The sequence below is a fragment of the Frigoribacterium sp. NPDC087798 genome (genome assembly GCF_044742985.1).
GTDB lineage: Bacteria > Actinomycetota > Actinomycetes > Actinomycetales > Microbacteriaceae > Frigoribacterium.
In genome coordinates, this window is sequence record NZ_JBIUVP010000001.1 from 1,241,781 (window position 1) to 1,255,906 (window position 14,126).

Below are 14,126 nucleotides of genomic sequence, written 5' to 3' on the forward strand. Positions count from 1 at the left end.
GGCGGGGGCCCCCGCCCCCGCCCCCGCTGGCGCCCCCCGGGCGGGTCGGCCGCCCCCGCCCCCCCCCCCCCCCCCCCGCGCGGGGGGGGGGGCCCCCCGCCCGGGGGGGGGGGCGACGTCCAGAGGGCGGTGCGACGTCCAGAGGGCGGTGCGACGTCTAGTGCGGTGCGTTGCTCGACCGCGGTGGCCGAACCCGGGGCTGGGCCGGGGCCGGACCCGGTGGCCCGGCCCGGTGGCCCGGCCCGGTGGCCCGGCCCGGCTCCTAGCGCTCGCGCACGATCAGGGCCGAGGCCGCGGTCACGAGCCGCCGGGGCAGGAACCGGTGCGCCTGGGCACCGATCGCGTTGCCGAGCCCGCTGACCACGACGGCACGGCGACGACGCACGGCCCGCAGCGCCGCGGTGACGACCTGCTCGGGCGTCTGGCGGCCGCTCGTGAGGAAGTCGCTCCCGGTCGCGGCGAAGAAGCCGGTCTCGGTCGCGCCCGGGCAGAGGGCCGTGACGGTGACGCCCGACCCCCGCACCTCGGCGTGCACCGCCTCGCTGAACGAGAGCACGAACGACTTGGTCGCCCCGTAGACCGCCATCGTCGGGATCGGCTGGAAGGCCGCGGTCGAGGCGACGTTGACCACCGTTCCGCGGCGTCGCTCGACCATGCCCGGCAGCAGCGCGCGCGTCAGCGCGACCACCTGCGAGCAGTTGAGGTGCACCTGCGCCTGGACGGCGGCGGGGTCGGACTCGACGAACGCCCCGTGGGAGCCGACGCCGGCGTTGTTCACCAGCACGTCGATCGCGCGGTCGCCGACGGCGGCCAGCACGGTCTCGACCCCGTCGGGCGTCGACAGGTCGGCGACCACGGCCGTGAACGACCCGGAGGCGCGGGTCGCCACGAGCTCGGCCCTCACCTGCTCGAGACGGTCGCCGCTGCGCGCCACGATCACCACGTCGTGGTCGGGGGCGAGCCGCCGGGCGAACTCCGCGCCGATGCCGCCGGAGGCGCCGGTGACGAGTGCGGTGGGCAGGGACGTGGTGGGTGCGGGCATGTCGCCCATCCTGCCGCGCCCGCCGTCGGAGAAGGTCGCACCACGCTCGCGGGGTCGAACCACCCGGGGGGCTGGTTCGACCACGCGAGCGTGGTGCGGCCGGGCCCCGCGGCCGGGCCCCGCAGCCGGGCCCCGCAGCCGGGCCCCGCGGTCGGCGCCCGCGACCGGGCCCCGCGGCGGGGCGGTGCGACACACGGCGTCACGCGGCGACGCATGACGTGACACGTCCTCGCGAACGCGACCCGCGCCTCCTTATGCTCGGCGACACCCCGAACCCACCACCTCAGCCGACACCCTGGAGCCCCCATGATCAGCCTCGAGCAGCTGACGAAGGTCTACGAGACCGGATCACGCCGCACGACCGTCCTCGACCGCGTCGACTTCCGGGTCGACACCGGCGAGATCGCCGCCGTGGTCGGCCCGAGCGGCGCCGGCAAGAGCACCTTGGCCCAGTGCGTGACGCTGCTCGAACGACCGACCTCGGGCTCGGTCGTCGTCAACGGCGACGACCTGTCCCGGCTCGGCGAGCGCGACCTGCGGGTCGCCCGCCGTCGGATCGGCACGGTGTTCCAGTCGGACGGGCTCTTCGGCCGTCGGACCGCCGCACAGAACGTGGCCCTGCCGCTCGAGTACCTGGGCGTGACGAAGGCCGAGACGAGGCGTCGAGTCGCCGAGCTGCTCGACCGTGTGGGGCTCGGCCACCGTGCCGACGCCCGGCCGCACGAGCTCTCGGGCGGCCAACGCCAGCGCGTCGGCATCGCCCGGGCCCTCGCCCTGCGACCGACCGTGCTGCTCTCGGACGAGGCGACGTCGGGCCTCGACCCCGCCTCGACCACCTCGATCGTTGACCTGCTGCGCGAGTTGCGTGACGACCTCGGCCTGTCGATCCTGTTCGTCACCCACGAGATGGACACCGTGCTGCAGATCGCCGACACCGTCGCCCGCCTCGACCACGGACGCATCGTCGAACGGGGTCGCGTGCTCGACCTGCTGCGCGACCCCGCGTCGGCGCTCGGTGCGGCGCTGCGACCGACCCGACCGGCGGCCGGCGCCCCCGACGGCTGCCGCACCTGGCGGCTCGACTACGTCTCGGCCGACGTGCCGACCGACTGGCCGACCACGCTCGGATCGGCCCTGGGGTCGCCCGTGTCGCTGCTCGGAGCCTCGATCGAGACCCTGGGAGGCGCGACCGTCGGGCACGCGACCGTCGCCGTCCCCGAGGCGGTCGCCTCGCGCCTGCCCGGGGTCGCCGCCGCACTCGGACTCACCGCCCGCTCCCTCGACCCGTCCCCGGCGCCCACGCCCACGTCCACGCTCACGCCCGAACAGGAGCTCGTCCGATGACCGTCGTCAGCACCGTCGCGCCGATCGCGACGACCGTCCTCGCGTCGGGCACGAGCCCGTCGACCGCGTACGACAACTCGGTGCCGTGGGCGCAGATCCCCGCCCTGGTGCTCCCCGCACTCGGCGACACGTTCGTGATGGTCGGCATCGTGATGGCGATCGTGGTGCTGGTCGGGGTGCCGCTCGGGGCCCTGGTGCACAACCTCGGCCCCGCGGGCCTCGTGCCGAACGCGCCGGTGCACACGGTGCTCAGTGCCGTCATCAGCATCGGACGCTCGCTGCCGTTCTTGATCCTGATGGCGTCGATCGTCCCGTTCACCCGGTTCGTGACCGGCACCAACATCGGCATCGCGGCCGCGGTGGTGCCGATGTCGATCGCCGGCATCGCCTTCTTCACCCGCATCGTCGAGAACTCCCTGCGGAGCGTCCCGAGCGATCGGGTGCGCGTGGCGACCGCGAGCGGGGCGTCCCGCCTGCAGATCGTCCGCACCGCACAGCTGTCCGAGGCGCTGCCCGGCCTGATCGGTGGCCTCACGATCAACACGATCGCGATGATCGAGTACTCGGCCATCGCCGGCACCATCGGCGCCGGCGGCATCGGCTACGTCGCCGTCACCTACGGCTACCAGCGCTTCGACCACACCGTGATGATCGTCACGATCGTGTTGCTCGTCGCGACGGTCGCGGCCGTCCAACAGCTCGGCGACCTCGCCGTGCGGGCCACGAGCCCCGAGCCGGTCCGCCGGCGCCGCTGGTGGCGGCGCCGCGCGACCGACCTGCCCCCGGTGGCCGCGGCGGTCTGAGCCGCACCGCGCCTCCTCGTTCCCCCCTTGCGGTCCTGCACCGCGCCTCCTCGTCCCCTCTGCGGTCCCGCACCGCGCCTCCTCGTTCCCCCCTGCGGTCCCGCACCGCGCCTCCCCCGCCCGCAGGCGCCGCCTGCCCCCTCCCGAAGGACAGCCATGCCCGAGAACACCCCCACCCCCGCACCCGGCACCGCGTCCGTGACGGACGACCACGGCTTCGAGCTGAGGCGTCGTCGCCGCTGGCCCTGGATCGCCGGAGGCGCGGTGGCGGTCGTCGCCGTCGCCACCGCGATCGTCGTGCCCCTGACCGCGCCCGCCGGGCCGGCCGTCGCCGAGGCCGGGGCGACGCTGACCGTCGCCACCGCCGAGGGCAACGCGTCCGAGCAGGCCCTCGTGCAGTTCGTCGCCGACGAGGTCGCCCCGAAGTACGGCATCACCGTCGCCTTCACGGGCCTGAGCGACAGCAACACGATCAACCGGGCCGTCAGCGAGGGCGAGATCGCCGGCACGGTGTACCAGCACGAACTGTGGCTGGACCAGGTGCTCGCCTCGAACCCGGACTTCCGGGAGGAAGCGGCGACGCCGGTGTTCCGCTGGGGCTTCGGCCTCTGGTCGTCGAAGTACACCGATCCCGGCCAGCTGCCCGACGGCGCCACGGTGTCGCTGTACTCCGACCCGGCCAACGAGGCCCAGGGGCTCTGGGTGCTCGAGCGCGCCGGCCTCATCACGCTGAAGGACGGCGTCGACAAGGCACACGCCACCCAGGACGACATCGCCTCGAACCCGAAGGACCTGCAGTTCACCCTGCTCGACTTCGCCGCACAGTCGCGGGCCCTGCCCGACCTCGACGCAGCCGTCGGCTACACCGAGTACTACCTCGCCGCCGGCGTGCCGATCGAGCAGCAGATCTTCGCCCCCGCCGCACCGGACGAGTTCGCCGGCCAGCTCACCATCGGCAGCGACTACGCCGACGAGGACGCCGTGAAGAAGCTCGTCGCTGCCTTCCAGGACCCGGCCGTGCAGGAGTTCCTCGCGACCGATCCTCGCGTGAAGGGCATCCTGCTGCCGCTCGACGCGGAGTAGGTCGCACCGCGGACCGAGTCGCACCGCCGAACGGACGTCGCACCGCCGAAACAGGCGGTGCGACGTTCACCCGGCGGTGCGACACGGGCGCACCGGCGTGCGGGCCGGGCGTGCAGGCCAGCGCACCGGCGGGCGGGCCCACGGGCGGGTGGCTCAGCCGGCGGGCGCGACGACCACGTCGACGCCGGCGGCGGCGAACTCGGCCAGCGCCTCGGTCGTGGCCGTGGCGTCGGTCACGAGCGTCCAGCCCTCGGGCAGCGCCGCGCGGGCGTGGAACGTCGCGCGACCGAGCTTCGACCCGTCGGCCAGCACGTAGACGCGTTCGGACTGCCGGCACATCAGCTCTTTGAGCCGGGTCTGCACGAGGTCGGCCTCGACCACGTGGCCCGAGGCGAGCACGCCGTCGGCGCCGAGGAACACCCGGTCGAAGGTCAGGCGTTCGAGCGCGGCCTCGGCGAGCGGCCCGACGAAGCCCTGGCTGGCCGGGCGCAGCGTGCCGCCGAGGCACTCGAGGTGGATGCCGTCCGAGTCGGCGAGCTGTTGGATCACGGCGATCGAGGTGGTGGCGACGGTCGCGACGAGACCCGAGCGCGCCTCCCGGGCGAGGGCCGCGACCGACGAACCGGCGTCGAACAGCAGCGTCTCGCCGTCGTGGACCAGCGTGCGGGCGTGCCGCGCGATCTCGGCCTTGGCCACCCCGGCCTCGAGGTTGCGCTGACGGAAGGTCGGCTCGGCACCGGGGGCACCGAGCGGCATGGCCCCGCCGTAGGTGCGGGCGATCTCGCCGCGCCGGGTGAGCTCGGCGAGGTCGCGGCGGATGGTCGACGGGGTCACCTCGAAGCGACGACTCAGCTCGTCGACGCTCGCCAGGCCGGTCGTGTGGGCCAGGTCGACGATGTCGCGGCGTCGCTCGCGTGCCGTGGTGCTCATGCGGTCGTGCTCATGCGATGGCCGTCCTGATCGGTGGGGCGGGCGACGTCACGCCGACGACGCACCGACCCGGGCGGCGTCGGCCGGGCTGGGCGACATCTCGACCGCCTGGCGCAACGCCTCGATCATGCTACCGACGGCCACGACGCCCGTGCCGGCGATGTCGAACGCGGTGCCGTGGTCGACCGAGGTGCGGATCACGGGCAGTCCGACGGTGATGTTGACCCCCGCCTCGATGCCGAGCACCTTCACCGGGCCGTGGCCCTGGTCGTGGTACATCGCCACGATGAGGTCGTAGTCGCCGCGGCCGCCGAGGAAGAACGCGGTGTCGGCCGGCAGCGGCCCGACGGCGCGGATGCCGTCGGCCTGGAGCACCTCGAGGGCCGGGGTGATCTTCTCGGCCTCCTCGCCGTAGCCGAAGAGCCCGTTCTCGCCGGCGTGCGGGTTGATCGCGCAGACGCCGATCCTGGGGTCGTCGACGCCGGCCCGGCGCAGCGCCTCCCAGCCGCGGCGCACGGTGCGCTCGACGAGGCCGGGCTCGATCTTCGCGATGGCGTCGATCAACCCGATGTGGGTCGTCACGTGGATCACCTTGATCTTGGGCGTCGAGAGCATCATCGACACCTCGCCGACGCCCATGAAGTGCGCCAGCAGCTCGGTGTGGCCCGGGAACACGTGGCCGGCCTCGTGCAGCGCCGCCTTGTTCAGCGGTGCGGTGCAGATGCCCTGCACGAGACCGGCCATGCCGAGCTCGCACGCGATGCGGATGTACTCGTACGCCGCGTGGCCGGCCTCGGCCGAGACGGCGCCCCAGGGCAGGTCGGCCGAGAGCAGGTGCGGGTCGACGACGTTGATGCGTCCGGGGGTGAAGACGGCGTCGGCGGGCCCGTCGACCTCGATGATCTCGGCGTCGACCCCGAGCGCGGCGGCGCCGAGCCGCAGGCGGTGGGCGTCCCCGACGACGACCGGTCGCGCGTCTCGGTAGGCGGCCTCGTCGAGCAGTGCGCCGACGGTGACCTCGGGTCCGACGCCGGCGCCGTCGCCCATGGTGACGGCGATGAACGGCCGCGTGTCGGGGGTCGTCGTGGTCATGGGGTTCTCCGTTTCGTGGGGGCGCCGGACGCTGCCGACGCGGTGAGGTCGTGGGGGTCGGCGCCGGCGCGCGTGCGGCGCACCAGGTCGACGAGGTCGGCGAGCACGGTCGGGCCGCCGAAGCTGCCGGGCTTGGTGGCGACGAGCCGGTCGTAGCCCGCGGCCCCCCGCCCGTCGCCCGCGAGGCTGAGGACGGCGCCGTGCTCGAGCTGGGCGAGCGGCCGCAGGGTGGTCGTCGTGAGCCGGTCGAGCACCGCGCGGGCGGTCTCGCCGCCGGTCAGCACGAGGTCGAGCTCGACGTCGGCGTCGATCCGGGCGACGACCTCGGCGAGGGCCGCCGATCCGACGAGCGGGTCGGGCAGGCGCCGGGCGGTGACCGTCAGCACGGCGACGGACGACCGGGACAAGGAGGCGCGGGTCGCCTCGACGAGGAGGCCGGCGTCGTCCGCCGGGTCGAGCACGTGCACGTCCGCACCGGTCGCGGCGAGCGCGTCGGCGTGGCCCCGGGCCACCTCGGCGGCCGAACCGACCACGACGAGCACGGGCCGCTCGGCCCCGTCGCGGGGCCCGGCCTCGTCGCGGACCCCGGCCCCGTCCGACGCGTGAAAACCAGCCTCCGGGCTCGATTCCGGAGCGACCGCGTCGGCCAGGGCGGCGGCGAGCGCCGCACTGCCCGCGAGGGCGACCGGCCGACGGACTCCGGGAGCGGCGACCAGCCGGAGGACGGCGTCGACCACGGCGGCGAGGTCGTCGTCGGTCTCGGCGTCGACCAGGAGCACCGCTCCCCCGGCGAGGGCGGCGTCGAGGTGCGCCGCGGACGCGTCCGGCCCCGACCGCACCACGTCGAGGCCGACGAGCACCGTCGGCCGGTCGACGAGTTCGGCCAGGGTCGAGGGGGCGCCGTGCGGTTCGAGATGCCAGAACGGTGTCTCGGCGAGCGGTCGCCCGTCCACCAGGGGCCGCCCGTGGACGACGGTGCGCCCGAGGGCGGGCAGCGCGCCGGCCACGACGAGGTCGTACCCGCGGGCGGCCAGGGCCTCGAGCTCGGGCCCGACGTGGCCGCGCCACAGGGAGTCGGTCTTCTTGAGCACGAGCGCGCCGGTCGTCAGGGGCAGCGTGTCGATCGCGACCCGCGCCTCCTCGGCGGTACCGGCGCGGGTGCCGACGTCGACGACCGTGACCGCCGCGGCGGGACCCGCCGGCACGCCGAGCGAGACCACGGTCTCGTGACCGCGCAGCCGGAACTGCTCGGCGGTCTCGGCGGCGCCGGAGAGGTCGTCGGCGATGACGGTGATCGGGCTCATGATGCCGCCATCCTGACACGACTGCGCGTTATGCGCCACTGGTCTTGCGCGAAACGCGCAGCGGTGGCACAGTGTCATCCAGCCCGGACGAGGGCGTCGCAGCGCTGCGGGACCGGGCGCCGTCGACCTCGTCGAACCCCTGGATCGAGAGGTCGATGATGACCGTTCCGTTCGCGGACCACGAGATGTCTCGCCGCACCCTGCTCCGCTGGGGTGCCGCGGCCGGCCTCTTCGTGACCGCCACCAGCCTCGCCGGCTGCGCCGGACCGACCGGGTTGCCCGGACCCGGCACGCTGACCCTGGCCCTCAACCGCTCACTGGTCAGCCTCGACAACAAGCTGAACCAGTTCGACGCGGCCGTCACGGTGCAGCGGGCGGTGCGCCAGGCCCTCACGCAGATCGGCCCCGACATCACGCCCGAGCTCGTGCTCGCCGAGAGCTTCGAGCCGACGAGCGACACGCAGTGGACGGTCCGACTGCGCGAGGGCGTGCGCTACTCGGACGGGACGCCCGTCACGGTCGCCGACGTCGCCACCGCGTTGCAGATGTACGAGCAGGTGCAGGGCTCGTTCGTCGCCAGCTTCTTCCCCGAGTTCCCGACCGTGACCGCGATCGACGAGCGCACCTTCACGCTCGACTCGTCGCAGCCGATCCCGGTGCTCGACGCGTTGATGAGCAACATCCTGATCACCCCGGCCGCGGCGAACAAGCCGGAAGAGCTGCAGGACGGCGTGGGCAGCGGCCCGTTCGTCGTCACCCGGTTCAACCGCGGCGCCGGCACCTACAGCCTGAGCCGCAACGAGCAGTACTGGGGCGAGGCGCCGGGCGTCGACCGGGTCGAGGTGCGGTTCCTGCCCGAGGAGTCCAGCCGCGTGATCGCCCTGCGCAGCGGCGAGGTCGACGTGATCGACTCGATCACGCCCGACTCGGCGACCCAGTTGCAGGGCCTGCCCGGCATCGTCCTCGACGAGGCCTCGAGCCTGCGCATCAACCAGATCTTCTACAACTTCCGCAAGCCCGAGGGGCACCCGCTGGCCGACGCCCGGGTGCGCGAGGCGCTCAGCCACGCGATCGACGGCCGGGCGCTCGTGCGCGACGTGCTGACCGACTCGGTCACGCAGGCCGACGGCGTCGTGCCGCCGAGCCTGCTCGGCTACGCCAAGACGGGCGAGTACACCTACGACCCCGACCTCGCCCGCCGCACGCTCGCCGAGCTCGGGGCGAGCGACCTCACGTTGCGCATCATCTGGGAGACCGGCGAGTTCGCCGGCGACACCTTCATCATGGAGGCGCTCGTCGAGATGTTCGGCGCGATCGGCGTGCGGACCACGCTGCAGCAGTTCGAGCCCGGCGGCGACATCCTCCAGTGGCGCCAGGGCAAGGCCGGCGACTGGGACCTGCTCGGCAACGGCTTCTCGGCCCCCACCGGCCTCGCGCTGACCATCCTGCAGGGCATGTACGCGGGCACCGCCGAGAAGGAACAGACCCGCGACACGTACCAGGGCTACGTGCAGCCGGACGTGGCCGAGGCGATCGCCCGGGCGTCGACCGAGCCGGACGCGACCCTGCGCCAGCAGCGGCTCGCCGAGGCGCAGCAGGCGGCCTGGGACACCTGGCCCTGCGCCTGGGCCTTCGTGCCCAAGTCGGTGCTCGCCCGTCGCGAGCGGGTCGAGCGCCTCGCCCTCGCGTCGTCCAACACGTATCCGCTCGCCGACGTCCGACTGGGGGCCTGACCATGGCGACTTACATCCTCAAGCGCCTCGGCCAGGGCCTGCTCACCGTGTTCCTCACGCTGTCGACGGTCTTCGTGCTGATCCGCCTCGCCCCTGGCGACCCGGCCGTGGCCTACGCCGGGCCGCTCGCGACCAACGAGCAACTCGCCGCCGTGCGCGAGCAGTTCGGCCTGGACGACCCGCTGCTGCAGCAGTACGGCGTGTTCCTGCAGCAGTTGTTCACGGGCAACCTGGGCACCTCGTACTCGTTCCAGGCACCGGCTGTTCAGGTCGTGCTCGAACGGCTGCCGTACACGCTGACCCTGTCGTTCGCGGCGATCCTGTTGGCGGCGGTCGTGTCGATCCCGCTCGGCGTCTGGATGGCCCGTCGCACCGACACCCGCAGCGAGACCGGCGTCAACGTCGTCGCCATCGCGGGTCAGTCGATGCCCGACTTCTGGACCGGCATCCTGCTGCTCAGCGCCTTCGCCGTCGTGATCCCGATCTTCCCGGCCTCGGGCTTCGCCACCTGGGGCGGCCTCGTGCTGCCGACGGTGACGATCGCCATCCTGCAGGTGGCCCTGATCTCCCGGCTCGTGCGCCGCGAGATGGCGACCAACTTCTCGGCGCCCTACCTGACCGTGGCCCGGTCGCGCGGCGTCTCGGAGCGGGCCCTGACCTGGCGCTACGCCATGGGCAACTCGGCGATCCCCGTCTTCACGGCCCTCGGCACGCGCTTCGCGGCGATGCTCAACGGCGTCGTCGTGGTCGAGGTCGTGTTCGCCTGGCCCGGCGTCGGGTCGCTCATCGTGCGGGCGCTCGAGACCCGCGACTACCCCCTCATCCAGGCGACCGTGCTGGTCACGTCGCTGCTCGCCGTCGGCGTCCAGCTGCTGATCGACCTCGCCTACCCCCTGCTCGATCCGCGCGTGCGGCTCGGAAAGGCGAGTGCCGCATGACCCGCACCGAGACCACCGGACAGCCGTCCGGCACGTCGACCGCCGGCGCGGCCGGTCGCACCCCCGAGGAGGCGCGACGCACCGCGGTCACGCCGCGCCTGTTGAAGAGGTCCGAGGCGGCCCGGCGGACCTCCGCCGCACGGGTGAAGCTCTGGGTCGGCGCGATCTGCGCCCTCGTGGTGATCATCCCGATCGTGCTGGCCCAGGCCCTCCCGCTGCCCGACGCGAACGGCCAGGACCTCGGCAACCGCCTCGCGCCTCCGTTCACCGCCGGCCACCTGTTCGGCACCGACCAGCTCGGTCGAGACCTGCTCTCGCGGGTGCTGCACGGCGGTCAGGTCTCGCTCGCGATCGGCGTGCTGGCGGTCATCGTCTCGGGCGCCATCGGCGTCGTCCTCGGCTCGATCGCCGGGTTCTACGGGCGCTGGGCCGACACGCTGATCAGCCGCCTGCTCGAGGCCCAGATGTCGCTGCCGCTGCTGATGATGCTGCTGCTCGTCGTCGCCCTCTTCGGCCCGTCGATCCCGGTGATCACCTTCGTCATCGCGATCGCGCAATGGCCGGAGGTCGCCCGCCTGACCCGGTCGCTCGTGCTCGTCGAACGTGAGAAGCCGTACGTCTCGTCGGCCCGCACGCTCGGCCTGAACCGCTTCACGATCCTGCTGCGCCACGTCGTCCCGAACGTCATCAAGCAGGCGACGCTCGTCGTGCTGCTGCTGCTCGCGCAGGCCGTGCTGCTCGAGAGCGCCCTGAGCTTCCTCGGGGCCGGCCCGCAGCGACCGTTCGCCACCTGGGGCCGCATCATCTCGGACGGCCAGGACTACGTCACGACCGCCTGGTGGATGGTGACGATCCCGGGTCTGTTCATCGTGCTGCTCGTCGTCGGGGTCAACCTGCTGGGCGACGCCCTGCGGGACCGGCCGCGTCGGTCGACGGCCTCGCGCCTCCGTCGGTTCGTCGGGCTGCGCCCGTCGACCCCGGCCTCGACCCCGACCCCGGCATCGACCCCGACCCCGGCCCCGGCCCCGCAGAAGGGAACGATCGCATGACCTCCGTGACCGACGACACCGTCGACCCCGACCTGCTCCTCGAGGTGCGTGACCTGCAGATCGAGCTCATGACGACCAACGGGATCGTGCGCGCCGTCGACGGCGTCTCGTTCCACATCGCCCGGGGCGAGACCGTCACGATCATCGGCGAGTCGGGGTCGGGCAAGTCGACCACCGCCATGGGCGTGCTGCAGCTGCTGCCCGCCGACCTCGCCGTCGTCTCGGGCCACGTGCGCATCACCGGACTCGACGTGCTCGCCTCGGCCTCGGCCGTGCGCAAGGTGCGCGGTCGGGCCGTCGCCCTGATCCCCCAGGACCCCATGACGGCGCTCAGCCCGGTGCGGTCGATCGGCTCGCAGCTCGGCGAGGCCATCCGCATCGCCGGGGCCGCCAGCGGTCGGGCCGCCGTCACCGCCCGGGCCGTGCGCCTCCTCGAGCAGGTGCACATCCCCGACCCGGCGGCCCAGCTGGGGAAGTTCCCGCACCAACTCTCGGGTGGCATGCTGCAACGCGTGCTGATCGCCATCGCGTTGGCCTGCGAGCCGCAGCTGATCGTGGCCGACGAGCCCACCAGCGCCCTCGACGTCACGGTGCAGGCCGGCATCCTCGACCTGCTGCTCGAGCTGCAGGAGCAGCGCGGCATCGGCCTGCTGATGATCACCCACGACCTCGGCGTCGCCCGGCTCGTGTCGGACCGCATCCACGTCATGAAGGCCGGCGTGTTCGTCGAGTCCGGCGACGTGCGGCAGATCGTCGAGCACCCCGCCGAGCCCTACACGCAGGGGCTGCTCGCCGCGGTGCCCACCCTGGGCGCCTGGGACGAGACGCCGTCCACGCCCGCCAGCACCGACCGACCGGAGGCCACCCGTGTCTGACACCATCCTCGAGGTCGACGACCTGGTCGTCGACTACGGCAGCGGCTCGAGTGCCCACCGCGCCGTCGACCACGTGTCGTTCTCGGTGCGCCGCGGCAGCACCTTCGCCATCGTGGGCGAGTCGGGCTGCGGCAAGTCGACGATCGCCAAGGCGGTCATGCGGTTGCTGCAGCCGACCAGCGGGCGCATCGTGCTCGACGGCACCGACCTGGCGACCCTGTCGGAGGCGCGGTTGCGGCCCCTGAGGCACCGCTTCCAGATGGTGTTCCAGGACCCGTACGGCTCGCTCGACCCGCACCTGAGCGCCCGCGACATCGTCGCCGAGCCGCTCCGGCTGAAGGGCGTGCGGTCGGCCCAGGACCGGGCCACCGAGGCGGCGCGCCTGATCGACCGCGTCGGCCTGCCGTCGACGGCGCTCGACCGTCGCCCGCACGAGTTCTCCGGCGGCCAGCGCCAACGCATCGGCATCGCCCGGGCGCTCGCCTCGAGCCCCGACCTGTTGATCTGCGACGAGGCGACGAGCGCGCTCGACGTGTCGGTGCAGGCGCAGGTGCTCGACCTGCTGCGCGAGATCCAGGTCGACACCGGCATCACCTACGTCGTCATCTCGCACAACCTCGGCGTCGTGCAGCAGATCAGCGAGAGCGTCCTCGTCATGAAGCAGGGCGCCGTCGTCGAGCAGGGCGCCACGGCGCAGGTCCTCACGTCGCCCGCCGAGGACTACACGCGGCGGCTGCGCCGGGCCGCCCTCGACCCCGCGACGATGACCGGCGTGAAGCCGCGCCACGTCGTCCGCAGCCTCTCGTTGGGAGCCACCACATGACCCGGACCGACACCGCCCGGACCGACGCCACCCCGCTCGACCCCACCCCGGTCGACACCGCCGCGCTCGCCGCCGCGGACACGGTCGCCGAGGCGGCCACGCGCCCCGCGCCTCCTCGGCTCGTGCTCGGCACGATGACCTTCGGCGACACCGTCGACGAGGCCACCGCCGCCCGCATGCTCGACACCGCGCGCGACGCGGGCGTCACCTGGATCGACACGGCCAACGCCTACGTCGGCGGCACGACCGAGACGATGCTCGGCCGCCTGCTCGCCGGGCGGCGCGACGAGGTCGTGCTCGCCTCGAAGGCGGGCATGCCGCACGCGGACGCGGGCGGACTGCCGCCGCTCTCGGCCGTGGCCCTCCGCGCGAGCGTCGAGGCGAGCCTGCGCCGCCTCGGTACCGACCGGCTCGACCTGTTCTACCTGCACCAGCCCGACCGGGCGACCCCGCTCGACGAGACCCTCTCGACCGTCGCCGCCCTGGTCGCCGAGGGCAAGGTGCTCTCGCTCGGCGTCTCGAACTACGCCGCCTGGCAGATCGGCGACGTCGAGCGCGTCGCCGACGCCGTGGGCGCACCCCGGCCGGTCGTCGCCCAGCAGCTGTGCAACCTCGTGGCCCGCCGCCTCGACGACGAGTACCTCGAGTTCGCGAGCGTCCACGGGCTCGAGACGATGGTCTACAACCCGCTCGGCGGCGGCCTCCTGACCGGTCGGCACCGCTTCGACGAGACGCCGGCCGACGGGCGCTTCGGCGACTCGGCCCTCGCCGAGATGTACACGAAGCGCTACTGGGACGCCGACCTGTTCGCCGCGATCGACCGCCTGTCGGGCGTCGCCGCCGAGGCCGGCGTGACGCTCGTCGAGCTCGCCCTGCGCTGGGTGGCGTACCGGCCCGAGGTCGGGTCGGTGCTGCTCGGCGGCTCCCGGCCCGAACAGCTGACGGCCAACGTCGCCGCCGTCGCCGCCGGGCCGCTGCCCGACGAGGTGGTGGCGGCGTGCGACGAGGTCGGGCGTCAGCTGCGTGGGCCGATGCCTCCGTACGCGCGCTGAGCCGCGCCTCCCGACCCTCCGCACCGCGCCGCACGCCCCCGAACCGCACCGCACAGCA

13 protein-coding genes are annotated in these 14,126 nt (G+C 73.7%); 9 read left to right on the top strand and 4 right to left on the bottom strand.

Going from position 1 to position 14,126, the window contains the following annotated elements; genetic code table 11:
• Positions 1-262: 262 nt before the first annotated feature.
• On the bottom strand, positions 263-1,042 hold the full coding sequence (locus tag ACIOSR_RS05765; RefSeq protein ID WP_123570661.1) for an SDR family oxidoreductase: 780 nt from the start codon (positions 1,040-1,042) through the stop codon (positions 263-265).
• A 306-nt stretch (positions 1,043-1,348) separates the two neighbouring features.
• On the opposite strand from ACIOSR_RS05765, the gene ACIOSR_RS05770 reads away from it, so the two are divergent.
• The 3 genes from ACIOSR_RS05770 (at position 1,349) to ACIOSR_RS05780 (ending at position 4,272) form a co-directional block, all read left to right on the top strand.
• Complete coding sequence (locus ACIOSR_RS05770; RefSeq protein WP_402752062.1) at positions 1,349-2,386, top strand: methionine ABC transporter ATP-binding protein; 1,038 nt, start codon at positions 1,349-1,351, stop codon at positions 2,384-2,386.
• Positions 2,383-3,189 carry a methionine ABC transporter permease gene (locus ACIOSR_RS05775; RefSeq protein WP_192124349.1) on the top strand — a complete coding sequence of 269 codons (807 nt, stop codon included), beginning with the start codon at positions 2,383-2,385 and terminating at the stop codon, positions 3,187-3,189. Before ACIOSR_RS05770 ends, ACIOSR_RS05775 begins: the two co-directional genes overlap by 4 nt.
• Positions 3,190-3,345: 156 nt before the next feature.
• Entirely contained in the window at positions 3,346-4,272 is a 927-nt protein-coding gene (locus ACIOSR_RS05780; protein WP_123570665.1) for a MetQ/NlpA family ABC transporter substrate-binding protein, read from the top strand.
• Positions 4,273-4,425: 153 nt separating this feature from the next.
• Here the strand turns inward: ACIOSR_RS05780 and ACIOSR_RS05785 are convergent, their stop codons facing one another.
• From ACIOSR_RS05785 to ACIOSR_RS05795, 3 genes are read right to left on the bottom strand one after another with little or no spacing between them, the layout of a single operon-like run.
• Positions 4,426-5,202, bottom strand: a complete 777-nt coding sequence (locus tag ACIOSR_RS05785; RefSeq protein WP_056046906.1) for a DeoR/GlpR family DNA-binding transcription regulator — start codon at positions 5,200-5,202, stop codon at positions 4,426-4,428.
• Positions 5,203-5,250: 48 nt separating this feature from the next.
• The gene (pdxA, locus tag ACIOSR_RS05790) at positions 5,251-6,294 is read right to left on the bottom strand and encodes a 4-hydroxythreonine-4-phosphate dehydrogenase PdxA (RefSeq protein ID WP_402752063.1); all 1,044 of its coding nucleotides are present in this window, start codon (positions 6,292-6,294) and stop codon (positions 5,251-5,253) included.
• Complete coding sequence (locus ACIOSR_RS05795; protein ID WP_402752064.1) at positions 6,291-7,598, bottom strand: four-carbon acid sugar kinase family protein; 1,308 nt, start codon at positions 7,596-7,598, stop codon at positions 6,291-6,293. Before ACIOSR_RS05795 ends, pdxA begins: the two co-directional genes overlap by 4 nt.
• 71 nt (positions 7,599-7,669) lie before the next feature.
• On the opposite strand from ACIOSR_RS05795, the gene ACIOSR_RS05800 reads away from it, so the two are divergent.
• Genes ACIOSR_RS05800 through ACIOSR_RS05825 form a run of 6 tightly spaced genes read left to right on the top strand, consistent with a single transcriptional unit; the run spans position 7,670 to position 14,068 of the window.
• A complete protein-coding gene (locus ACIOSR_RS05800) occupies positions 7,670-9,331 on the top strand; it encodes an ABC transporter substrate-binding protein (RefSeq protein ID WP_236557111.1) in 1,662 nt (553 codons plus the stop codon).
• Positions 9,332-9,333: 2 nt separating this feature from the next.
• Positions 9,334-10,269 (top strand): ABC transporter permease, encoded by a 936-nt coding sequence (locus ACIOSR_RS05805; RefSeq protein ID WP_402752065.1) that lies wholly within the window; start codon positions 9,334-9,336, stop codon positions 10,267-10,269.
• Complete coding sequence (locus ACIOSR_RS05810) at positions 10,266-11,318, top strand: ABC transporter permease (protein WP_402752066.1); 1,053 nt, start codon at positions 10,266-10,268, stop codon at positions 11,316-11,318. The genes ACIOSR_RS05805 and ACIOSR_RS05810 overlap by 4 nt, the downstream gene beginning before the upstream one ends.
• The gene (locus ACIOSR_RS05815) at positions 11,315-12,193 is read left to right on the top strand and encodes an ABC transporter ATP-binding protein (protein WP_200413153.1); all 879 of its coding nucleotides are present in this window, start codon (positions 11,315-11,317) and stop codon (positions 12,191-12,193) included. Before ACIOSR_RS05810 ends, ACIOSR_RS05815 begins: the two co-directional genes overlap by 4 nt.
• Positions 12,186-13,016: an ABC transporter ATP-binding protein gene (locus ACIOSR_RS05820; RefSeq protein ID WP_056046914.1), complete on the top strand. Its 831-nt coding sequence runs from the start codon at positions 12,186-12,188 to the stop codon at positions 13,014-13,016. The genes ACIOSR_RS05815 and ACIOSR_RS05820 overlap by 8 nt, the downstream gene beginning before the upstream one ends.
• On the top strand, positions 13,013-14,068 hold the full coding sequence (locus tag ACIOSR_RS05825; RefSeq protein WP_402752067.1) for an aldo/keto reductase: 1,056 nt from the start codon (positions 13,013-13,015) through the stop codon (positions 14,066-14,068). The genes ACIOSR_RS05820 and ACIOSR_RS05825 overlap by 4 nt, the downstream gene beginning before the upstream one ends.
• The last annotated feature ends 58 nt before the right edge of the window (positions 14,069-14,126 follow it).